Origin of the sequence: Pseudomonas sp. 10S5 (assembly GCF_035019745.1) — a bacterium.
GTDB lineage: Bacteria > Pseudomonadota > Gammaproteobacteria > Pseudomonadales > Pseudomonadaceae > Aquipseudomonas.
In genome coordinates this window covers 21,959-43,783 of the sequence record NZ_JASJVL010000008.1, presented here as the reverse complement: position 1 = coordinate 43,783, position 21,825 = coordinate 21,959, and the positions used below count along the sequence as shown (strand labels likewise).

General features: G+C 53.3%; 16 protein-coding genes, 1 tRNA gene and 1 pseudogene. 7 read left to right on the top strand and 11 right to left on the bottom strand.

Going from position 1 to position 21,825, the window contains the following annotated elements; genetic code table 11:
- Positions 1-22: 22 nt before the first annotated feature.
- The gene (locus QN378_RS10485; protein ID WP_322205859.1) at positions 23-1,030 is read left to right on the top strand and encodes an AraC family transcriptional regulator; all 1,008 of its coding nucleotides are present in this window, start codon (positions 23-25) and stop codon (positions 1,028-1,030) included.
- Positions 1,031-1,164: 134 nt separating this feature from the next.
- Here QN378_RS10485 and QN378_RS10480 read toward each other — a convergent pair whose 3' ends face one another.
- The 4 genes and pseudogenes from QN378_RS10480 to dibA all read right to left on the bottom strand — a co-directional run bounded on the left by QN378_RS10480 (position 1,165) and on the right by dibA (position 4,908).
- Positions 1,165-1,827, bottom strand: coding sequence for a response regulator (locus QN378_RS10480; RefSeq protein ID WP_322205860.1), 663 nt, complete (start codon positions 1,825-1,827; stop codon positions 1,165-1,167).
- Between the two features lie 37 nt (positions 1,828-1,864).
- Positions 1,865-2,548 carry a Crp/Fnr family transcriptional regulator gene (locus tag QN378_RS10475; protein ID WP_322205861.1) on the bottom strand — a complete coding sequence of 228 codons (684 nt, stop codon included), beginning with the start codon at positions 2,546-2,548 and terminating at the stop codon, positions 1,865-1,867.
- Positions 2,549-2,616: 68 nt separating this feature from the next.
- Positions 2,617-2,904: pseudogene (locus QN378_RS10470) on the bottom strand (TOBE-like domain-containing protein); the annotation flags it as partial.
- Between the two features lie 84 nt (positions 2,905-2,988).
- Entirely contained in the window at positions 2,989-4,908 is a 1,920-nt protein-coding gene (gene dibA / locus QN378_RS10465) for a phosphodiesterase DibA (protein WP_322205862.1), read from the bottom strand.
- Between the two features lie 156 nt (positions 4,909-5,064).
- Between dibA and desA the strand changes: the two genes are divergently transcribed.
- Both desA and QN378_RS10455 read left to right on the top strand, forming a co-directional pair.
- The gene (gene desA / locus QN378_RS10460) at positions 5,065-6,246 is read left to right on the top strand and encodes a delta-9 fatty acid desaturase DesA (RefSeq protein WP_322206964.1); all 1,182 of its coding nucleotides are present in this window, start codon (positions 5,065-5,067) and stop codon (positions 6,244-6,246) included.
- A 137-nt stretch (positions 6,247-6,383) separates the two neighbouring features.
- Positions 6,384-7,376 carry a sensor domain-containing diguanylate cyclase gene (locus QN378_RS10455; protein WP_322205863.1) on the top strand — a complete coding sequence of 331 codons (993 nt, stop codon included), beginning with the start codon at positions 6,384-6,386 and terminating at the stop codon, positions 7,374-7,376.
- Positions 7,377-7,404: 28 nt separating this feature from the next.
- Here the strand turns inward: QN378_RS10455 and QN378_RS10450 are convergent, their stop codons facing one another.
- From QN378_RS10450 to gabD, 3 genes are all read right to left on the bottom strand, one after another.
- Complete coding sequence (locus QN378_RS10450) at positions 7,405-8,616, bottom strand: HDOD domain-containing protein (RefSeq protein ID WP_322205864.1); 1,212 nt, start codon at positions 8,614-8,616, stop codon at positions 7,405-7,407.
- Between the two features lie 94 nt (positions 8,617-8,710).
- Entirely contained in the window at positions 8,711-9,991 is a 1,281-nt protein-coding gene (gabT, locus tag QN378_RS10445; RefSeq protein ID WP_322205865.1) for a 4-aminobutyrate--2-oxoglutarate transaminase, read from the bottom strand.
- A 139-nt stretch (positions 9,992-10,130) separates the two neighbouring features.
- Positions 10,131-11,573 carry an NADP-dependent succinate-semialdehyde dehydrogenase gene (gene gabD, locus QN378_RS10440; RefSeq protein ID WP_322205866.1) on the bottom strand — a complete coding sequence of 481 codons (1,443 nt, stop codon included), beginning with the start codon at positions 11,571-11,573 and terminating at the stop codon, positions 10,131-10,133.
- A gap of 351 nt (positions 11,574-11,924) precedes the next feature.
- Between gabD and QN378_RS10435 the strand changes: the two genes are divergently transcribed.
- A tRNA-Arg gene (locus QN378_RS10435) sits at positions 11,925-12,001 on the top strand.
- A gap of 214 nt (positions 12,002-12,215) precedes the next feature.
- Here the strand turns inward: QN378_RS10435 and QN378_RS10430 are convergent.
- Entirely contained in the window at positions 12,216-12,758 is a 543-nt protein-coding gene (locus QN378_RS10430; RefSeq protein WP_322205877.1) for a cytochrome b, read from the bottom strand.
- A gap of 350 nt (positions 12,759-13,108) precedes the next feature.
- On the opposite strand from QN378_RS10430, the gene QN378_RS10425 reads away from it, so the two are divergent.
- Positions 13,109-13,771 (top strand): response regulator, encoded by a 663-nt coding sequence (locus QN378_RS10425; protein ID WP_322205878.1) that lies wholly within the window; start codon positions 13,109-13,111, stop codon positions 13,769-13,771.
- Positions 13,768-15,135 carry an ATP-binding protein gene (locus QN378_RS10420; protein ID WP_322205879.1) on the top strand — a complete coding sequence of 456 codons (1,368 nt, stop codon included), beginning with the start codon at positions 13,768-13,770 and terminating at the stop codon, positions 15,133-15,135. Before QN378_RS10425 ends, QN378_RS10420 begins: the two co-directional genes overlap by 4 nt.
- A 140-nt stretch (positions 15,136-15,275) precedes the next feature.
- Here QN378_RS10420 and QN378_RS10415 read toward each other — a convergent pair whose 3' ends face one another.
- Together QN378_RS10415 and QN378_RS10410 are read right to left on the bottom strand one after the other, a co-directional pair.
- Entirely contained in the window at positions 15,276-15,674 is a 399-nt protein-coding gene (locus tag QN378_RS10415) for a c-type cytochrome (protein ID WP_322205880.1), read from the bottom strand.
- 218 nt (positions 15,675-15,892) lie between these two features.
- Positions 15,893-16,435 carry a cytochrome b gene (locus QN378_RS10410; protein ID WP_322205881.1) on the bottom strand — a complete coding sequence of 181 codons (543 nt, stop codon included), beginning with the start codon at positions 16,433-16,435 and terminating at the stop codon, positions 15,893-15,895.
- A gap of 449 nt (positions 16,436-16,884) precedes the next feature.
- Here QN378_RS10410 and QN378_RS10405 point away from each other — a divergent pair, with 449 nt between their 5' ends.
- Positions 16,885-17,817, top strand: coding sequence for a cation diffusion facilitator family transporter (locus tag QN378_RS10405; RefSeq protein WP_322205882.1), 933 nt, complete (start codon positions 16,885-16,887; stop codon positions 17,815-17,817).
- 122 nt (positions 17,818-17,939) lie between these two features.
- Here the strand turns inward: QN378_RS10405 and QN378_RS10400 are convergent, their stop codons facing one another.
- On the bottom strand, positions 17,940-21,803 hold the full coding sequence (locus QN378_RS10400) for a CHASE domain-containing protein (protein ID WP_323549455.1): 3,864 nt from the start codon (positions 21,801-21,803) through the stop codon (positions 17,940-17,942).
- Positions 21,804-21,825 lie beyond the last annotated feature (22 nt).

Here is a 21,825-nt window from a genome sequence, read left to right as displayed (position 1 = left end):
TTGACCGCACGCGCCAATTGTTATGACTGAAACCACGACGCTCGCCAGCTGGACTCGCGCCCTGCGCAAGCAACTCGACGCTCTTGGCCTCGACAGCGTGGCGCTGTGCCAAACCGCCGGGCTGGATCCGCAGCTGATGGATGACCCAAATGCGCGTTACCCGGTGACCGGAACTACCCGTCTATGGCAGTTAGCCGTTCAAGCCAGCGGCGACCCAGCGATTGGCTTGCGGGTATCGCGGTTCGTCAGCCCAACTACGTTTCATGCGCTGGGCTATGCGTTGGTAGCCAGCGGCACGCTGCAGGAAGTGTTCGCGCGTATCGTGCGTTATCACGAGGTGGTTAGCGATGTGCTGGCGCTGGACCTGCGTCGGAACGCTGAGCGATATGAGTTTCGCTTCAGCGCTGCCAAAGGTAACCCTGAGCCCGCCAATGAGGCGATTGATGCCTTTGCGGCGATATATGTGCGCACTTGTCGCAACCGGTTGGGCCGTGACTACGTTCCGCTGGCAGTGCACCTTCAGCGGCCCGAACCGTTGGACCCACAGCCCTGGCACGATGTTTTTCGCGCTCCAATCATGTTTTCCGCTAAAGAAAACCTTCTGGAGTTTTCGTCTATCGACTTCGACAGTCGGTTGGAAGATGGCAACCCGGAATTGGCCGAGCACAATGAAGCGGTGCTCAAGCGCACCCTTGAACAACTCAAACCGATGACTTGGGAACGTCGGGTTCGCGCTGCGATAGAAGCACAATTACCCGACGGTGAACCGTCTGCCGAGTACATCGCGCAAACCTTGCACCTAAGCTTGCGCAGCTTGCAACGACATTTGGCCGACGAAGGCTTTCGCTATGATTTGCTGTTGAATCAGTGTCGACAGAATCTTGCGATCCAGCACATGCGTGAGCCGCGCATATCAATGAGCGAAATCGCCTACCTGCTGGGTTTTGCTGACACCAGCAGTTTCAGTCGCGCCTTCAAACGCTGGACCGGACAGACACCGAGCCAGTTTCGCGACGGCCTGGGCAGGTAAATCAAATACCCTGTGTAATAGAGGCGGCGTGGCAGAAAGCTTCCCGAAAGACGCGGTACTTCAGATAAACCGCGTCGCGCGCCCATCGCCAAGTTGGCGCCTGCGGGGTCGCGTTTCTGCGCCACAGAGGGTTTTCAACCGTTCAGCACCGCCAACTGATACCCCACACCACCCATGGTATGGATCAGTTTTGGTACGTAGCGTTCGTCGATTTTCGAACGTAGCCGGTGTATTGCGATTTCGACCTTTTGACTGTCGTTATTGAACACTTGCGAAGCAATCAGTGAGCGAGAGATCACGTCGCCTTGACGGCTTGCCAGCAACTGCAGCAGTTCAAATTCTTGATCACTCAGGGAGATCCGCTGCCCGCCGCGACTAACCCTCTGCCGCTGTACGTCGATCTCTAAGTCGGCGATGGCGTAATTGTCGGCAGTGCCGGTAGGACCCCGTCGCAACAATGTACGCACTCGCACTAACAGCTCTTCGAAGGTGAACGGCTTTAGCAAATAATCATCTGCGCCCAGTTCCAAACCGCGCAGCCGGTCTTCGATGGCGTCGCGAGCAGTAAGGAACAACACCGGCGTGGTGCCTCGCTGACGGATCAGTTGCAGCAATTGCCAGCCATTAAGACCTGGCAACATGACATCCAAGATGACCAGATCGTAGGTGTGCTCTTCGACAAAGTGGCGACCTGACAACCCGTTATGCGCGACATCCACCACAAACCCGGACTCGCCCAATCCTTTGGCCAGAAGATTGGCCGTATTGGCATCGTTTTCAACTAACAGCAAACGCATGGCGCACCTCATTAATCGTGCTAATAGGCTAAGCCGATTAACTAGCTGCCGCACGCAGTTTATTAAAATCCAGGACTTCGATGTCATCAGAACTTAGTTTCACCACGCCCCGCGCCTGCAAATCGTGAAGAACACTAACCAGCGTCGGTTTTGAAAGGGCTAACCAGCGCGCCAACTGCGTCGATGGCAGCCGGATAAACCAGGGCGACCCATTGAGCGAGCCATAACCCTGGCTGATCAGTAGCAGAAAAAAAGCCACGCGGGCTACAGTTGGCAGACGGTGGTGCTGTTCCAGTTGCGCTTCAGGCATCCTTACCTTCTGCTCCAACAATGATGCGAACTGACGCCGATACGAGGGATTTTTTCCCAGCAGTCGCTCTAGATCCGTTTGAGGTATATGCAAAACAATACTCTGCGCATGGGAATACACGTCGTGAGTACGCGGCAAGCCATCAAACAACGACACCTCGCCGAACCAGAAAGGCAGGTCTGTTGACGAAGCCACGGTCGGCTTTATGTGCTCTTGGTCATCGCCGACCCGAACTGCGCCTTCTAGTACTGCATACAGACCACACGGCGGATCACCACGCCGGAACAACAGCCTGCCGGGTGTCAAGCGACGCTGCTTTGCCGCGTCGAGCACGCCATCTTGTAAAGCTGCGGGCAAATTACTGAACCAATAATTGCTCAGTAGCCGGCCTCGCCATAACGCTCCATTCATGCCATCTCCCTTATTTACCGTGTATTGCTAACAACCGCTCAGATCAATTAACTGTCGGTCAGCTTCTGTCAGACCTTAGGTTTGAAAAACAACGTTTCGCCGCGCGCCAGGCCCGTGAGGCTGTCATGGTCTTTAACCACTTCGGCTTCGATCAATTCGCTCTGACCTTCGACCTCTAACGTCACGCGCGTGGTCGAGCCCAATGGCCGAATGTCGCGTACCTTTGCCGCATGGTGGTCTTCCAGCTCATGACGGAAAAGCGCCACTGCATGAGGGCGGAACAATACGTGATTGTCTTCGCCAAGGTGTAACCGGTTGGAATCACCAAGGAAGTGACAAACAAAATCTCTTGAAGGTATTGAAGTTTTTACATTTGATGCTCAGGTAAGCAGTAGGCAACGTAGAGCGCTTTGCGCAGCTCTAAATCTTGAATCGGCGCACTAGCGGGGCAGTTGTAGCAACGTGCTGTACAAAACTTCCGGCGGCTGTGGGCGACCGAATAGATAGCCTTGACCAAGCTCACAGTGATTTTCCAACAGGAAACTAGCTTGCTCAGGTCTTTCTATGCCCTCAGCCAGCACCTTCATGCCTAGCGCCCGCGCCAACGCGATAACGATTCGAACAATGGCGGCATCATCTTCGTCATGAGGAAGCCCGGCCACAAACCCTTGATCAATCTTGAGTTTATGTACCGGCATACTCTTGAGGCGTAAAAGCGACGAGTAGCCCGTACCAAAATCGTCTATTGCGAGTCGCAAGCCTAATTCACGAAGGCGGTGCAGCTGTTCGAGCGCCATTTCAGGGTCTTCCATGACCGCACTTTCAGTAACTTCCAGTTCCAGACACGCTGGATCAAGTCCAGTCTCGCTCAATACCCGTGCCACTTGCTGGTATAGATCACTGTGACTAAACACGCGACTGGAAACGTTTACCGCGACAAATTCGAGATCGAATCCAGATTCTCGCCATTCACGCATCTGTCGACACGCGGCTTTTAGAACCCAGGCGTCGATATCTGCAATCAGGCCGCTTTGTTCGGCAATTGGAATGAACTCACCAGGTGACACCAGACCGCGTTCGGGATGCTGCCAACGCACCAGCGCTTCGACTCCAAGCATGCGACCACTATAAAGATCGTGTACCGGTTGATAAAAAACTCGAAGCTCTTCTTGCTCGATGGCGCGGCGCAGCTCACCAGCGAGTTCGACCCTTTGCTGGGCGTGAGCTGTCAGTTCTTCGGTATACAGCGCATACCCTTCGCGACCGTTGTTTTTGGCCTTGAACAGCGCCGAGTCGGCATTGCGCAACAACTGCTCAGCATTCAGCGCATCGTTGGGGAACAGGCTGATGCCGATACTCGCGCTGACAAATAGCTGATGATGGTCAACCATGAAGGGTTCTTTTAAACCATCAACGATTTTCTGAGCCAGGTCTGCGGCCTGCATGACTTGCTGGCAATTCTCAGCCAGTACGGCAAACTCATCGCCACCGAGCCTGGCCAAGGTCATACCCCTGTCGAATAAGGCATGAAGCCGCTGCGCCACGATTTTTAGTACTTGATCGCCAACGTTATGACCCAAGCTGTCATTGATATTTTTGAAGTGATCCAAGTCTATCAACAATAGGGCGCAGCCACGCTTTTGGGCCTGGGCATGCGCCAAGGCCTGACGGGTGCGATCAGTAAACAACAGACGATTTGGCAGATCGGTCAGCGGATCATGGTGCGCAAGGTGCATAAATTCACTTTGCGAGCGTTTGATCGCAGAGATGTCGGAAAACACCGCGACGTAATGTGTAATGACGCCGCTGTCATTTTTGATGCTGCGAATGTTCTGCCATTGCGGGTAAACCTCACCGCTTTTACGCCGATTCCAGATCTCTCCACTCCATTGGCCCGTGTCATGCAGCGCCTTGAACATGGTTTGGTAAAACGCCAGATCATGGCGCCCAGACTTGAATTTATTCGGGTTTAAGCCGAGCACTTCCGACTCCTGATACCCGGTAATTTCCATGAAGGCGCGGTTCACATGGACGATCAAACCGTCACTGTCACTGACCAGCACCCCTTCACTGGTGCTGTCGAACACCACGGCGGCTTGGCGTAGGCGTTCCTGATCTTTTTGCTGCTGACCCAAGCGAGCGCCCACACCCATGATGCTCAGCAAACGGGCGCGAGCAAAAAAGACGAAAGCAGCGCTGAAAACCATCCACCCGCACCCATTGATTAGCTGCCAACGAAGCAATCCAACGGGATCTTCGATAAGCACTGGGAGTACAAGCGTGCTGAGCTCAAGCCACAAAATCGACAGCAATGTGTAGAAAAGGGCCGTGCGTAAAGCGTCCCGGGACGAAAGTGACATAAATATACGAAAATCCTCACGAAAGGCGCGGATTATAGAGTAGAAACATTCTGCGACTCTTATCTAAAAGGGCGACTGGTTTTATCTGGTGGCTTGGTGATAATGCGCGTTGCTGTTTCTACCTTTATCAGGCGCTATTTGAGGGCTACCAAGGCTATGTGGAACAACGGTCTACTTGACCTATCGGTTTGGCAACTGGTCGCAGTCACTTTAATCATGACCCATGTGACCATTATTGGCGTCACGGTCTATCTCCATCGCTACTCCGCCCACCGTGCGCTGGAACTCAACGCAGGCCTCAAACATTTTTTTCGCTTCTGGCTATGGTTAAGCACAGCACAGAATACGCGCGAGTGGACTGCTATTCACCGCAAACATCACGCCAAATGTGAAACCGTCGATGATCCCCACAGTCCGGTGATCCTAGGCTTATCCACCGTGCTGCGTAAAGGTGCAGAGCTGTACCGCGCGGAGGCTCAAAATCCGGAAACATTACGCATCTACGGCAAAAATTGTCCCGATGATTGGGTTGAACGCAATCTTTACACACGCTTTCCCGTTTTGGGCATCACTCTTATGGCGGTGATCGATGTGGCGCTGTTCGGCGTGATCGGCATCACCGTGTGGGCAATCCAGATGATGTGGATTCCCTTCTGGGCGGCTGGCGTGGTCAATGGGCTGGGGCATGCGGTGGGCTATCGGAACTTCGAATGCCGTGATGCAGCGACCAATTTGGTGCCGTGGGGCATTTTGATCGGCGGCGAAGAACTGCACAACAACCATCACACCTACCCCAACTCCGCCAAGCTGTCGGTCAAGAAATGGGAATTCGACATCGGCTATGCCTGGATCAAACTGTTTAGCCTTCTGCATTTGGCCAAGGTTCAGCGCATCGCGCCTATCGCCCACCGGGTAGAAGGTAAAGGCTCGCTGGACATGGACACTGCGATGGCAATTCTGAACAATCGCTTTCAGATCATGGCCCAATACCGCAAATTGGTCATTGGCCCGCTGGTTGCGCAAGAACTAGCCAAAGCGGATGCGTCGGTACGTCATCAGTTCCATCGCGCCAAGCGGCTGCTATCACGCGAGACCAGCTTGCTCGACGAGAAACATCACTTGCACATTCAGTCAATGCTGGAGCATAGCCACGCGCTGAAAGTGATTTACGAAAAACGTCTGGCGCTGCAACAGATATGGCTTAAAACCAGCACTAACGGGCATGACATGCTGGCTGCAATCAAAGATTGGGTGCATGAAGCCGAAGCCAGTGGCATCCAGTCCCTGCGTGATTTTGCCAATCAATTAAAGACTTACTCGCTACGCCCCTCTGTCTGACACCGTTGATCGGCGCGCTCTAATCGAGCGCGCGCCTTCTGGAACTTCGTCTCCTACAATCAATCTCAACCTCAACTCGCTATTCAGTGGGTTTAGTTGTGGCTAAGCGCCGCACGTCTTTGCGAGATGCCGTGCCCATGGATAACCCAATACTCCTTACGGCTAGCCCCTTACCTATCGGTCTACCGGCGGCAGCCGAAACATTGCTTGCGTTAATGCATGCTCAGGCTGAAGTTGCGCGCTTAAGTGAGCGCGAACAACTATTTAGCTCCCTGCTGGACAGCGTTAACGCCGTGCTGTGGGCGTTCGACTGGGAAACGCAGCAAATGATTTATGTCAGCCCTGCGTACGAGCAAATTTTCGGTCGCTCGGCAGGCCTCTTGCTGGCCGACTACAACGAATGGCGCGACAGCATTTATCCGGACGATTTGGACTATGCCGAACGAAGTTTAATGGAGGTTTTGGACAAAGGGTCTGTCGAAGACCGGGAGTACCGGATCATTCGCTCGGATGGTCAGGTTCGATGGTTGAGCGACAAATGCTTCATCAACCGTCAGGAGCGTGATCATCGCCTGACAGTGGTGGGCATCGCTGAAGACATTACTGAGAAGAAACAGCTAGAAGGCGAACTTCAACGCCTTGCAACTACCGATGTTTTGACTCAAAGCAGCAACCGTCGTCATTTCTTCGATTGCGCCCAGCATGAGTTCGAACAAGCACGTTTATTGGGACGCCCACTCGCATTCTTGTTGCTGGACATTGATGACTTCAAGTTGGTCAATGACAGTTATGGCCACCAGGAAGGCGATCAAGTGCTGCAACGCATTGCTGAATGCGGGCAATCTGCGCTACGCCGGGGCGATCTGTTCGGGCGTATTGGCGGCGAAGAATTTGCCGCGGTGTTTCCAGGCTGCGCACCGGACATGGCCAAGCAAATCGCTGAACGGTTGCAACGGGAGGTTCAGCGTTTGAGTTTTCAATGCGATGACCACGCGTTTGGCATCACCGTCAGCCAAGGCCTGACCAACCTGGACGACAACGATACCGGGCTGGAGGTTCTTTACGCCCGAGCTGATGCAGCGATGTATCAGGCCAAGCGTCAGGGAAAAAATCAAATTGTGCTGGTGTAACCCACTCATGCACGCTTGCTAAACACGCTTACTTTTTGCGCAACCGACTTAATTCCGATGCCCCCACTTTTAGCAGGCGGGCAGCCTTGCTGTTAGCCAAGGTGTCGACTTCTTCCTCCGGGCCTAACTGTGCCAATTGTGCTGCGACCGCCATCACCAAGGCTTCGCGCGATTGAACGCCAGCCGAGAATTGATAAACCGCCGCAACCAACTCTCGCAACTCCAGAGGCAAGCGCCAGCGAGTGCGTAGGGCGGAACCAAAACCAGCGCTGAAATGCGTAAGCGCTAACTCCACGGCGTCTTCGTCGAGTTGACCACCCGCCGATATCCACTCCTGCATGCACCGCAGCACCGTCAGATCACCCAAGTTGTGCAGTAACCCCGCGCAATAACAGCGTTCCTGATCCAGCTCCAGCAGTCGTGCCAAGGACTGTGCGTAATGGGCAGTGAGCCGCGATGATGACCATAGTCTGCGGGCATAACCAATCAGTAGATCGTTCTTTAGCACAGCGTTTTGCTTGGTGGCCAAATCAAGAATCAGGTTAACGCTCGTTGCTGGGCCCAGCGACCTCAAAGCCTGTAACAAAGTCTGGGACACTTTGCCCATGTGTTGCGCGGCACCGTTGGCGGCAGCAATCAAAACGGCGGTAACGTGCGGATCTACGTGTAACGCTTTTTCCAGCAGTATCAGATCAACACCCGTCTTATTTTGGCTGCTTGAAACCGCTTCGCGCACATTCAACGACAACGGCGCGCCGTCAGCAATTTCACGGCGCTTTTCCAGAAATTGAGACAGGGTCATACCGCGGATGAGCGCGCGAGCTTCGGGGGTAATGTACTCACCTGCGGGCAGCAATAAACTTTCGAGGCGCTGACGCAAGCCATTCAGGTTCAGGGGTTTGGTCAGATAAGCCGTGGGCGAATGAAGAACTGCTTCGCGCACACTGGCACTGTCGCTGCGGTTGCTAAGCAATATGAAAGGGACAGCCGGCCATTGCTGCTGCTGTCGTACTCCGCGCAACAAACTCAAACCATCGGTGCCCGGTAAATCCCAATCGGCAATGATCAGGTTGACGGGGTGACGGTCAAGCCACTCCAACGCACGCGGTCCATCTGCGCATACTTCCAAGCTCGCATCACCGCGCACGTTCAGGACCAGTTCAATCAACGCATTACGCACCGCGGGGTCTGCATCCGCGATCAATACGCGCGGTGCAGCGGGCAAATCTACAGCGGTCATTCAATACTCTCCGATGACGGAATCTGTGCCTTAGCAAACGTCTGAAACGAAAAAACCCGCCGCGGCGGGTTTTTTCTGTCTACTCGAACACGTTTTACACGAGTTCGGCGAAGCACTCTTCAAGAATCGCCAAACCTTTGTCCAACAACACATCATCGGCAGTGAGCGGCACTAGAACACGCAACACATTGCCGTATGTTCCGCACGACAGCAGGATCAAACCCTTGTCGCGGGCTTTGGCGACGACTTGAGCAACAGCCGCAGCGTTTGGCTTATGTGAGTCGCCGTCTTCGAACAACTCCAGCGCAATCATTGCACCGAGGGCCCGCACTTCACCGATTACCGGATGTTTGGCCTGAATGGCCTTCAAACCCGTCACCAGGCGTTCGCCGACGGCTTTACAACGATCCAGCAAGTGTTCTTCCTCAAACACCTGCAGAACCGCCAGTGCAGCGGCGCAAGCAACCGGGCTACCGGCGTAAGTACCGCCCAGACCGCCAGGCAGGATAGAGTCCATGTACTCAGCTTTGCCGCAAACGCCCGCCAGTGGGAAACCGCCAGCGATGGATTTAGCAAAAGTGGTCAAGTCAGCAACAACGCCCATTTGTTCCATGGCGAAGAACGTGCCGGTTCGGCCAGCGCCGGTTTGCACTTCGTCAGCGATCAACAAAATACCGTGTTTGTCGCACAGCGCACGCAGGCGCAGCATAAAGTCTTTCGGCGCGACGTAGAAACCGCCTTCGCCTTGGACTGGCTCAATGATGATCGCGGCGATGTCACGTGGCTCGGCATCGTTCTTGAAAATCCGCTCGATGCTGGCGATGGAGTCGTCAGTCGTCACGCCATGCAGTGCGCACGGGAACAATGCGCGGAAGATGCCGCCTGGCATCAAGCCCATGCCCGCCGAGTACGGCACGACTTTACCGGTCAGACCCAAGGTCATCATGGTGCGGCCGTGGTAAGCACCGGTGAACGCAATCACACCGGCGCGGCCGGTGGCGGCGCGGGCAATTTTGACGGCGTTTTCTACCGCTTCGGAACCGGTAGTAACCAGCAGGGTTTTCTTCGCGAAATCGCCTGGCACGAGAGCGTTGATTTTCTCACACAGCTCTACGTATGGCTCATAAGCCAAAACCTGAAAGCAGGTGTGCGTCAGCTTGGTCAGTTGTGCCTGTACAGCCGCAATGATTTTCGGGTGCAGGTGACCGGTGTTCAGTACCGCGATACCGCCAGCAAAGTCGATGAACTCACGTCCTTCAACGTCGGTGACTGTGGCGTTTTTCGCCGAGGCAGCAAAAATCGGATGGATCTGGCCAACACCGCGCGGCACAGCGGCGTTGCGACGTTGCATCAAGGATTCGTTAGTTTGGGACATGATTTCCTCATTCACCGCTCATCGGGCGGCGTGGTTCAAGGATTAAGTAGCCAGTTTGAGGGCGCAGCAGCATTCGATGATCGACTGCTGCATCCTCCCGGCTACCCGTTCAGTACGTGACGCTACTGTGCTGACAGAATTAGATGCCCAGGCACAGGTATTTGATTTCCAGATAATCTTCGATGCCGTACTTGGAGCCTTCACGGCCCAGGCCCGACGCCTTGATCCCGCCAAATGGCGCGACTTCGTTAGAGATCAGCCCGGTGTTGACGCCGACCATGCCGTATTCCAACGCTTCGGATACACGGAACACGCGGCTAAGGTCGCGGGCATAGAAGTACGACGCCAAACCAAACTCAGTGTCGTTGGCCATGGCGATGACTTCAGCTTCGTCTTTGAATCGGAACAGCGGTGCCAAGGGGCCAAAAGTTTCTTCTTTGGACACCGCCGCATCTTTGGACACATTGACCAAAATGGTCGGCTCGAAGAAGTTGCCTTCCATGCTGTTGCCGCCTAGCAAAACGGTGGCGCCTTTGCTGATGGCGTCAGCGATGTGTTCCTTGACCTTGGCCACGGCTTTTTCGTCGATCAACGGACCAGTCGTTGTGCCGTCTTCCAGACCGTTACCGATCTTGAGTTTGGCCACTGCGACTTTTAGTTTTTCAGCAAACGCGTCGTAAACCGAGTCTTGAATGTACAAACGGTTAGCGCAGACGCAGGTCTGGCCGTTGTTACGGTATTTGGAGATGATGGCGCCTTCGACGGCCTTATCCAGATCGGCGTCGTCGAACACGATGAACGGCGCGTTGCCGCCCAATTCCAGGGACACTTTCTTGATGTCCTTGGCGCATTCAGCCATCAACTGGCGACCGACTTCGGTGGAGCCGGTGAAGGACAATTTACGCACGATCGGATTGCTGGTCAGCTCACCGCCGATGTCACCGGCACTGCCGGTCACAACACTGAACACGCCTTTAGGAATGCCAGCACGGTGCGCCAGCTCAGCCAACGCCAACGCCGAAAACGGAGTTTGTGAAGCCGGCTTGAGAACCATAGTGCAACCGGCGGCCAACGCCGGGCCAGCTTTACGGGTGATCATCGCCGCCGGGAAGTTCCACGGGGTAATCGCAGCGGTCACACCAATCGGCTGCTTGATCACGATCAAGCGCTTGTCGGGCTGGTGACCAGGGATCACGTCGCCATAGACACGCTTGGCTTCTTCGGCAAACCATTCGATAAAGGAGGCGGCGTAAACGATTTCGCCTTTGGCTTCGGCCAGCGGCTTGCCCTGTTCAAGGGTCATCAGGCGAGCGAGGTCGTCCTGGTTTTCAATAATCAATTCGAACCAACGACGCAGCTTGTTCGCACGGTCCTTGGCGGTCAGTCCACGCCAGGCCGGCAACGCATTGTTGGCCGCTTCAATCGCACGACGGGTTTCGACAGCACCCATCTTCGGCACAGTCCCGAGAATCTCGTTAGTGGCCGGGTTGTTCACTTTGATCGTCTGACCATTGTCCGCATCCAGCCAAACGCCATCGATAAACGCTTGCTGGCGAAACAATTGGGTATCTTTAAGCTGCATATCGGCCTCCTAAACAGCGCCGCGCAGACGCGGAGCGAATTTTTTGATTGTTCAAAGGCGCCTATATAAAGGCTGCCGCCAGGAAATCATTCACCGTACTCAGTACTCAGCGCGCACCTTGTGTAGACCGTGCGCTTCAGCATCCAGCCAAAAGCGTTTGAAATCTCAAACGAATCCTAGGGTCTACTGGGGTAAAGGACAATAGTCTGTTCGAAAAAAAGAACGAAAACGCGAAAAACGTCGAAATTTTCGGATAAGCGTCACCCTTACATCCGGTAACGTGCGATATCAACAACAACACTCGCCAGCATGGACGCCCGGCAGCCAGATGAGTATCATGGCGCCCGCGTCGCACCAGTAGCTCAGCTGGATAGAGTACTGCCCTCCGAAGGCAGTGGTCGTGGGTTCGAATCCCGCCTGGTGCACCATCTTCTTTCCCTTGTATTACAAGGGGATAGCGCTCCTGACAGAAACCTGTCCTAGTCCTGAAAGTCGTTTTTGCCACACTTATGAGTGGCGAGAATGGTCGAAATGGCAACCATCAAAAAGTGCAGCCTGCCTTACAAAGGCCATTGAGCAGCACAGATCTGCCATAACAAGCTATGCCGCCCAGCTTAAAGCCTTGGAAAATCCACGTCAGGATTAACGCCTCGGGAGCATGCGTTCGAGCGTGTCATCTTTTATCAGATAGTGATGAGCCAGCCCTGCCGCAGCATGCAAGCCAATCAGCCAGTAACCGGCATTGCCGAGCAGTTCATGCCAGCCTTTGAGCTGCTTGGCGAACGCCGGGTCGACGGCCACTGGCGCCGGGAGGAAAAATTCGAAATACGGAACAGGCTTACCTGCTGCTGCGAGCATCAGCCAGGCAAGGATTGGGGTTGCAATCATCAATGCATAAAGGGCCAGGTGCATAAGGTGAGCAACGCTTGTCTGCCACCGAGGCGGCGTAGGCGATATGCTTGGCGCAGGGCTCAACCGCCCCAGTAGCCGAATCCAGACCAACGCAAAAATCGACAGCCCAAAAAGCCCGTGCAGACCCAGAAAAAGCCCTCGCAACGCGTCTCCTCTTGGCAGTAAGCCTTTGATTTCAATACAACCATAAACGCCTACGAATAGCGCCAACATTAACCAATGCAGCGTTATTGATAGCTTTCCATAACGTGATGAAATTGCGGCTTGCTTCATAGGTGAGACTCGGTAGGTTAAAAGTAAAACGTATTATCCGCGCACAGTCTTAAGGCTGTCTGAAGACACAGCCAGACCGCACTCAGGGATTACGAACCTAACGGGCATTTGGCTATGATGGTTCCGGCAAAGCGCAACAAGCATCTGCGCAAAGGTTCAGACTTAACTCCTGAAAGATCGACACGCTTCATTTCTGGGGTAACTCAAGGGCACTATGCTGACGCTCGAAACGCATTGATCGTTTCCAGACGCAGTGCCGCTCAGGTCATGAGCAGGTAGATGCTGGGTGCAAAATAGAAGACCGCTATTGCTAGCCGATGTAAACAAGAAGCTCAAATAACGGAGATACCATGCGTTTGCTGCTCATCGAAGACGACGTTGCACTTGGCGAAGGTATCCATCAGGCCCTTAGTCGAGAGGGCTATACCGTCGACTGGCTCAAAGATGGAAGTAGCGCTCTGCATGCACTGCTCAGCGAAACATTTGATCTGGCAGTTCTCGACCTTGGCCTGCCAAAACTTGATGGCCTTGAGGTGCTGCGTCGTCTGCGCCATAGCGGCTCGAATCTGCCAGTACTCATTCTCACTGCACGCGAAGCTACCGAAGATCGGATTGCAGGATTGGACGTTGGCGCCGATGATTATCTGGTAAAACCATTCGACGTCTCTGAACTGAAGGCGAGGTTACGCGCGTTATTGCGTCGCAGTGCTGGCCGGGCGAAGTTGCTGATTGAGCACGCAGGCATAAGCCTTAACCCCAGCACACAACTGGTTAGCTACAATAACGAGCCGGTCGCACTAACGCCCAAAGAATACCAGTTGCTATACGAGCTGCTCTCGCCACCGGGTCGCGTGATGACTCGCGAACGGTTGATGCAATTGTTGTACGGCTGGAGCGAGGAGGCCGAAAGTAACACTCTCGAAGTACATATCCATCATCTGCGCAAAAAATTCTCAAGCGATCTGATTCGTACCATTAGAGGTGTCGGCTATCTCGTGGAGGAGCGCTCTTGAACTCGATTCGTCAGCGCACCCTAACCCTGATCATCGGGCTTCTGCTGGCCGGATTATTGGTCCTGACCCTCTTCAACGCGCATGATAGCAACCACGAAATTGCCGAAATTTACAATGCTCAACTGGCGCAAAATGCGCGGCTGCTCGAGGGCGTCATGCGCATGCCCTTGGAGCATACGCAGCTTGAGCAACTCTATGAGGCATTCAACCAGGCGCTGGCCCAAGCCGAGCCAAGAGGCAACGGGCACCCTTACGAAAGCAAGATTGCCTTTCGAGTATGGGACAAAGACGGCAACTTGCTGGTACAAACCGCCAGTTCGCCCGACTTTATCGGCCCTCCGGAAGGAACCGGCTTCAGCGCCATAGTTGATATCAACAAACATGAGTGGCGCGCTTTTGTGCTGAAGGATCCAGAACAAGGGCTGCAAATATGGGTAGGAGAACGGGATGATGTTCGTTCGGATTTGGTCAACCGCATCGTCCGTCACACGGTATGGCTCAATCTAATCGGTAGCCTACTGCTCATCGTGTCAATCTGGCTCGCAATCGGGTGGGGGCTCAAGCCGTTGGCCAACTTTGCCAGCACCCTCAGGGAGCGACACTCGGGCTCGTTACAGCCGCTGCGCCTATCGCCACTGCCAAGCGAACTCGAACCGATGCAGGCCGCCTTGAACAGGTTACTAGGGCAAATTCAGGACTTGCTCAACCGTGAACGGCGACTGATTGCCGACGCTGCCCATGAGATGCGCACTCCATTGGCAATTCTCAGGGTTCATGCGCAAAACGTACTGGAGGCTCGCAACGAAGAACAGCGGCGCGAATCGCTAAGCTACCTGATCATTGGCGTCGATCGTACCACCCGGCTCATCAATCAATTACTTACCATCGCCCGCCTGGAGCCAAATCCATCGCCGGTCAGCAAAACGCCCGTGGACCTAGTGAATGCAGTGCGCGAAAGTCTCGTCCAGCTGACACCCTGGGTTCTGAACAAAGGGCTGGAGCTATCCTATGAATGCGTCGGTGAAACACGCGAAGTACGCGTTGATTTTGCGGCCATCGATATCGCCCTGCACAACCTCATCACCAATGCAGTTAACTTTTCGCCTAAAAACGGTCAGGTTACGGTGGGCCTGTCTTTTTCAGATAATCATTATCGGTTGACTGTTGACGATCAGGGCCCCGGGATCGATGAAATGGAAAAAGAGCGACTGTTTGAACCCTTCTACAGTCGAGGCAATGATCAGGGCGTGGGGCTCGGGCTGGCCATTGTGACGAAAGTTGCACTGCTTATCGGCGGTGAAATAAGCCTCGACAACCTGGCGGCCGGTGGACTTCGCGCGAGCTTGAAAATACCAATTGGTTGATATTGACGATTACGACTTAAAGCGAAATCTGTGAGGCCACGAGTGCGCTGAGTAAGGATCGTTACCGTCTCAGCACAACTTACCGAAACGGCAACTGCTCCCGACTCAGAGCCGGTTTTTCAATGACGCTGCCTAGCCAATCATTTTTGCGTCGAGAGAAACTCCAACAAATCGGCGCGTTCTTTCGCGTCTCTTATGCCCCTGAACTTCATGGTTGTACCAGGCACCGTTGCTTTTGAATTGGTGATGTAAGCGTCGAGCTTGTCGGGCGTCCATCTAAGATTGGCAGTCTTCAAGGCGTCGGAATACTTTGCGTAACCAGGGACGGTGCCCGCCGTTCGCCCGATGACGCCGAAAAGCCCAGGGCCTTTCTTGTTTCTCATCGGATTAGCGAGACTATGACAATCTGCACAGTGGGCATCGTAGGAATCAGCGCCGGCGCTTATATCGGCTGCGCGTGCGACGGGGGTCAACCCCGCACTGGCTAGCCAAGCTACCGCTAACATAGGCCATAGGTTTTTAGCTTTCGAATGGCGCATGTTCGTCCCTCCCGTAGTCGTCAAAGGGCCGCCCTTATCATCAATAGCACCATGTTATTCTCTGATGGGTTTCGACCCGTGCTGTGATAGTTAATATCACTGCTTTTGTATTGGGTGTGCAGCAGCAATGTACCGTCGCCTAGGCGCGAACCAGCACGTAGACGGTTGCCATCGTTATTTTCCATGAAGTTTCTCAGTCACTGTTGCTGATGGCAGCGTCATTGGGACGAATCGGGAAGCATGGAGCGCAGCACCTGATCTTTACGCCAGAAGTGGTGCCAAAGCGCAGCGGATATGTGCATCCCAATTAAAGCGATAAAAATCCAAGCGCCAGTTTCGTGGATTCCACCTAATTGGTCCGCAAGATCACGGTTTTTAGAAACGAGCATCGGCAGGTCGTACACCCCGAAAAAACTTAAAGTTTTACCTTGGGCGCTGGTTAGCAACCATCCGGTAAGAGGCAGGGCCAACAAAAAAAGATACAGGACGCCATGACCTGCTTTAGCGGCAAGGCGAACGGATTTTGGCAACCCGGCGTTAACGCTGCTGGAGCTTGCGATCAGGCGGGTTAACAGGCGAACAATCGCCAACAACAGTATTGCTACACCCATGGAGCGATGCAGGTTAAGCAAGAAGCTTTGCCAGTCATCGTCTTCGACAGTGTCTCTGAGCAATACCGAACCTATGGCCAGCACGATGAACAAGGCCGTTGCCCAGTGCATCGCGATGGTCAGGTCATGATACCGGGCGTTATTGTTCATGATCTTGCCTCAAGTGCGGTCGGACATGACACCAAACTCGCAGCCCAACCTTAAGCGCACCTTAAGACTGGAAATTCCGATCTATAGACGAGGGTGCCCACGATTCTTTAGTTAATCGCAACTAAGACAACCCCTTACTCTTTAACCCCACGACTATGTAGCACCACTCATATTGGTTAAATTTACATCGTCCAATACGCGTTATAACGCCGCCGGTGGCGCCCATAGAACAAGGCATGAGAAATATTAAGATTTACATCCTGAATACTCGCGCTTTCTTTAATGTACGAGGCGAATTATTTTTACCCGCAGACGTGGATATTTGCTTGCGCAAACTTACTCTCACGCTTTAGGCTTAATGGAACATTAAAACAAAAGCCCTCCATTACCTAATTCATTACTCCCCGTCGTCACGGGATGAGTATCATTTTCAAACGGAAAACGAAGCAATGAACTATAGAGATTTCTCTAACGATCATGAGGATGATTCGTATAGCTCTGCTGAGCGAGCGGCGGCGGCCTCTAGATGTACATGGGTAAGCGTCGTCGTGAACATAGCGCTTTCGTTCACTCAGATCGCGGTAGGCATTTTGTCGAAATCCCAAGGCCTTGTTGCCGATGGGGTACATTCTTTATCAGACCTGATCGCTGATTTTGTTGTGTTGTTCGCAAGCCGCAAGAGCAAGGACGCCGCCGACGAAGGTCACCCCTATGGGCATTTGCGATTTGAAACCGCAGCGTCGATGGTTCTAGGCATACTGCTGCTTGGGGTGGGAATCGGGATGATTGGGGCTGCCGTGCTAAAGCTTGAAACGCCTGAGTCTATCGCAACGACGCATGTTGCAGCCTTATGGGTCGCCGGGGCTGCACTGATCACAAAAGAGCTATTGTTTCGCTTCATGCTGACTGTCGCCAAAAAAGTAAAATCGAGCTTATTAATTGCAAATGCGTGGCACGCGCGTTCTGACGCTGCTTCATCGCTAGTGGTCGGTATCGGTATTGCCGGAAACTTGGCGGGCTATCCCATCCTCGACCCTATTGCAGCCCTTATCGTGGGGGGCATGATTGCACGTATGGGGTGGAAGTTCACGTGGGACTCCCTGCATGACTTGATGGATCGTGCCGCGGATGAAGAGGAGGTCACCACTATCCGCCAGACGCTAGTACAAACGCCAGGTATCAAAGGCGTACATGATCTACGCACCCGCAAAATGGGCGATATGATCGTGGTAGATGCGCATATTGAAGTTGATGCCTCATTAACGGTTGAGCAAGGTCACGCCATTGCAGTAGCGGCGAGGCAGAATGTAATGCAGCGCCATCGGGTATTGAATTTGATGACCCATGTTGACCCGTGGAGCCGCCCAGATCTGGACCATTGATTCAGTTGAACTTAATTATAGCGTGTACCAACGACTGCAGTTTCATCTCGGGTTCTTCAACTGCCGCGACGTTGACTAACAGGCGGAGGAAAGTCCGTGGTGACAGGCGCTAAAATGAAAATTCATCCTGCATATTGGACATTCATTTGTGTAAGGCTAAGGATCATCAACTCGTGCAGTTGTTCAAGCCCCGAGACTGTCAGGACATCGCTCAGCGCTTGAACATCTGGCTGGAGCTGAGACTCCAACTGTCCCGCTCGTAATGATAGTGCCATTGCGCCCATAGTCCCCGCACTGCCCTTGATAGCGTGCAGGACCGACCTTGCACCTGTCGTGTCTTGGCTCTCAACTAGGCATTGCAGTTTCGCTAATTGCTGGTGCATGTCATAACCAAAATCTTTTAGTCCATTTCTAATCAGCTCAAGGTTACCCCCCATGCGCCGAGCCACGGACGCGCGTGATTCCAGGATGCAGTCATGTTCTAACTTCGCTTCCATGATCGCCCCAACAGGCAACTTCCCGGTCTGAGATAACAAGGTCGCAATTAATTGCTCAAGGTCTATGGGTTTGCCCACATGTTCATTCATGCCCGCCGCAAGACACAGCTCTCGATCAGCTCTCGACGCGTTCGCCGTCATCGCTACGATGGGTAGATTAGCGAACCGCGGGTCCGCACGGATACGCCTGGTGGCTTCAAGGCCGTCGATGTCTGGCATCTGCATATCCATCAACACTGCATCGAAAACCTCAGAATTTGCAATTACCCGGTTGACGCCTGCAATGCCGCTCTCGGCCAATTTAACAGTAGCGCCTTCGTTACTAAACAGCGACTCAGCAATCTGTCGATTGATCATGTTGTCTTCTATGACCAACAACTGAAGTCCCGCCAGACGCGTCGAACTTTTAAATACCGGAAAATAAGCTCCCGGGTGTGGCATCCGAGCTCCATTGACCGCATCCGTAATTGCGATAATCAACTGCCGAGGCGTTACGGGTTTTGTAAGCATCCCAACGAAAGGTGCATTGCCCTCTTGATAGATATCGTTAAGCGCCTCCCGACCATAGGCGGTGATCATAATCACGATAGGCAGAGGCTGATTGCTACCTTGGCGACGAATGACTTCAGCCACGCTTAGACCGTCCATTCCCGGCATACGCCAATCCATCAAGACGACGCCATAACCTTGCCCTTGCTCTCGGGCCTCCCGGACACGCTCAACTGCAAGCGCCCCATCCATTACGCAATCCGCCTGCCATCCCAAAGCGGTGACGGTATGCATCAGTATTTCGCAGGCAATAGCGTTGTCGTCGACAATTAAAATACGCATTGTGGGGATGCCGACAACCTCTTCGGCCAGCAGCTCAGTCCCTTTTGCGATATCCAGCGCAACATCAAACCAGAAGCGGCTGCCTATACCTGGCTGGCTGTCCACTCTAAGTACGCCACCCATGAGTTTGATCATGTTTTGGCAGATCACGAGCCCCAATCCGGTTCCACCAAAACGGCGAGAAGTAGACGCCTCGGCCTGCGTAAACCCATCAAATATTCGTTCGAGCTGTTCTGGACTAATGCCAATTCCGGTATCAGTAATCGCAATCCGTAGACAGATTCCCTCCAACGAGTCACTAAGTTTTTTGACGCTAATGACTACCTGACCGCTGGAAGTAAACTTAAGGGCGTTACCCGCCAGGTTGATCAAGATTTGCTGTAGACGAAAACTGTCTCCAATTAACGCTTTGGGTAGTCCGACATCAAGATCGAACATCACTTCGACCGCTTCCACCTTTTGGTTGCCCGCCAATACCACGGCGAGATCGCACAATAGCGTCTCAAGCTCGAAGGGGTGCAGGTCCAGTTGTAACTTGTTGGCCTCAATTTTCGAGTAATCAAGGATGTCATTGAGCAATCTCAGCAAGGACTTGGCGGCAGTCTGTGCCTTGGTCACATATTCGTATTGGCGAACATTCATTTCGGTGTGCAGCACCAATTGCAACATGCCCAATACCGCATTCATCGGCGTGCGTATTTCGTGGCTCATATTTGCCAAAAAAGAAGATTTGGCGGCACTGGCGGTATCCGCTTGTTCCTTCGCGAGCCGTAAGCTGGATTCCAACTCTCGCCGGACGGTGATGTCTATCGCAATACCCAAGTAGCCACTGAGCTGACCGTTAACATCGCGCATCGCGGTTATGACCAATATCACCGGAAAACGCGAACCGTCCTTGCGTACATAACTCCACTCATCGGTTTGCGCTATCCCTTCGATTTTCGCCTTGTACACAAGTGCACGGAAACCATCTATAGACTGCCCGTACTCCGCGCTTAACTCCAAACTGCGGGCCGCAACTTCCTCGGGCACGTGAATGATCGATGGTGTGTGCTTGTTGACCATCTCCTCGGCCTTGTAACCTAATAGCCTCTCGGAACCTTTATTGAATACCTTGATAACGCCATCAAGGTCCGTTGCGATGATCGACACTTGAGACGCGGAGTCTAAAACACTGGCGAGCAGCATATTTAACTCGCTCAATTGTGATGTGCGTTGGATGACCTGCTCTTCGAGACTTGAGTTCAACTCTAAGATTTTTGCTTCGGTATTTTTTTCAGCGGTGATATCACGTACCGTTTTAGAGGCCCCAATAATTAATCCGGTTTCATCACGGATAGGGGAGACGGTCAACGAGACATCGATCAAACTTTTATTTTGGCGCAGACGTTTAGTCTGGAAGCCCGATATATGTTCTCCCCGCCTGATTTTTTCTAGAATATCGATTTTCTCTCGCTCATAACCGTCTGGCATAATCAGCTTGGCCAGCGGCTGACCGACCGCTTCTAAAGAGGTATAGCCAAATAACTGCTCGGCGCCTTTATTCCAGCTTGTCACAATGCCGTCAAGAGTCTTCCCGATGATGCCATCTGAGGAGCTTTCAACTATCGCCGCTAACCAAGTCTGCTGGGCAGCCACTAACGATCGCCGCTGACGGCTTACGCTACCAAGGCCAACGAGTACGGTGAACAACAAGGTAATGAACACCCCAAGGAACAATATCAAGTTAGGCGATACTAAATGCAACCCTTGAATAAATGCAGGGTGAGGAGTAATTTCAAGCCGCCAATGACGTCCGTACAGATTAAGTTGGGATTTATACGCGACAAAATTTTGTGTACCTGGCGAATCGGTGCCGCTGTCGTAGAACATTATCTCCTGCCCCGGCACCGTAATATCGATCAACCTTAAATGGACCGAATCATTCTGTCCGGGGAAACTTGCCAGTACGTCGGCAATCACCAATGGGGCATAGCTCCAGCCAAATGCACTCTGCTCACGCTCAGCGATGCTAGAAGGAATCAACGTATCTCGGTAGATGGGCATAAGCATCAGAAAACCTTGATGCTGCTTGTCATTAGCCTGAACTAACGTAATAGGTGCAGTGAGCTGCGCGTTGCCGGTACGGATAGCTTCTAACGCAGCCTCACGACGACTAGGGTCTGAAGCGATATCAAGGCCAAGAGCACGCCGGTTTTGATCTAAAGGTTCAATGTACTGAACTACAAAACGGTCATCTGGCTGGGGGATAAGCTGCCTGATTAAAAAGTTGGGCTGTCCATCGGCTCTTACCGCCGCCTGAAATGCTTTTTCTTGCGCCATCGGAACCCTACGAATAAAGCCAAAGCCTCTTGCTCCTGGAAATTCGGCGCTCAGGTTACGCGTCCGGCTGTAACGGTGGAACGCGTCGTATGTAATCAGATGCTCGCCCGCAGTTAACACGACCCCGCGCGCGCCGCGTAAGCCGTACTCATAGAGCCTCAATCGATCCGACACCGCATCGGCTGCTTTGAGTGCTTCAAACTGGACCGCTGCTCGCGTTTGAGTGTCATTGGCCTCGCGTAAGCCCCACGTACATAAAGCCGTCGTCAATAACCCAATCAACAGCGTCAAGAACCCCCCAAGGCTGATGAGGGCCACGCCGTTACTCTTGTTCATCTTATTGGATTCCAACAGAAAC

Bases quoted from the DNA above. Each gene is read 5' to 3' on its own strand.
- QN378_RS10485 (WP_322205859.1), top strand. From the start codon at position 23: ATGACTGAAACCACGACGCTCGCCAGCTGGACTCGCGCCCTGCGCAAG.
- QN378_RS10480 (WP_322205860.1), bottom strand. From the start codon at position 1,827: ATGCGTTTGCTGTTAGTTGAAAACGATGCCAATACGGCCAATCTTCTG.
- QN378_RS10475 (WP_322205861.1), bottom strand. From the start codon at position 2,548: ATGAATGGAGCGTTATGGCGAGGCCGGCTACTGAGCAATTATTGGTTC.
- dibA (WP_322205862.1), bottom strand. From the start codon at position 4,908: ATGTCACTTTCGTCCCGGGACGCTTTACGCACGGCCCTTTTCTACACA.
- desA (WP_322206964.1), top strand. From the start codon at position 5,065: ATGTGGAACAACGGTCTACTTGACCTATCGGTTTGGCAACTGGTCGCA.
- QN378_RS10455 (WP_322205863.1), top strand. From the start codon at position 6,384: ATGGATAACCCAATACTCCTTACGGCTAGCCCCTTACCTATCGGTCTA.
- QN378_RS10450 (WP_322205864.1), bottom strand. From the start codon at position 8,616: ATGACCGCTGTAGATTTGCCCGCTGCACCGCGCGTATTGATCGCGGAT.
- gabT (WP_322205865.1), bottom strand. From the start codon at position 9,991: ATGTCCCAAACTAACGAATCCTTGATGCAACGTCGCAACGCCGCTGTG.
- gabD (WP_322205866.1), bottom strand. From the start codon at position 11,573: ATGCAGCTTAAAGATACCCAATTGTTTCGCCAGCAAGCGTTTATCGAT.
- QN378_RS10430 (WP_322205877.1), bottom strand. From the start codon at position 12,758: ATGAAGCAAGCCGCAATTTCATCACGTTATGGAAAGCTATCAATAACG.
- QN378_RS10425 (WP_322205878.1), top strand. From the start codon at position 13,109: ATGCGTTTGCTGCTCATCGAAGACGACGTTGCACTTGGCGAAGGTATC.
- QN378_RS10415 (WP_322205880.1), bottom strand. From the start codon at position 15,674: ATGCGCCATTCGAAAGCTAAAAACCTATGGCCTATGTTAGCGGTAGCT.
- QN378_RS10410 (WP_322205881.1), bottom strand. From the start codon at position 16,435: ATGAACAATAACGCCCGGTATCATGACCTGACCATCGCGATGCACTGG.
- QN378_RS10405 (WP_322205882.1), top strand. From the start codon at position 16,885: ATGAACTATAGAGATTTCTCTAACGATCATGAGGATGATTCGTATAGC.
- QN378_RS10400 (WP_323549455.1), bottom strand. From the start codon at position 21,803: ATGAACAAGAGTAACGGCGTGGCCCTCATCAGCCTTGGGGGGTTCTTG.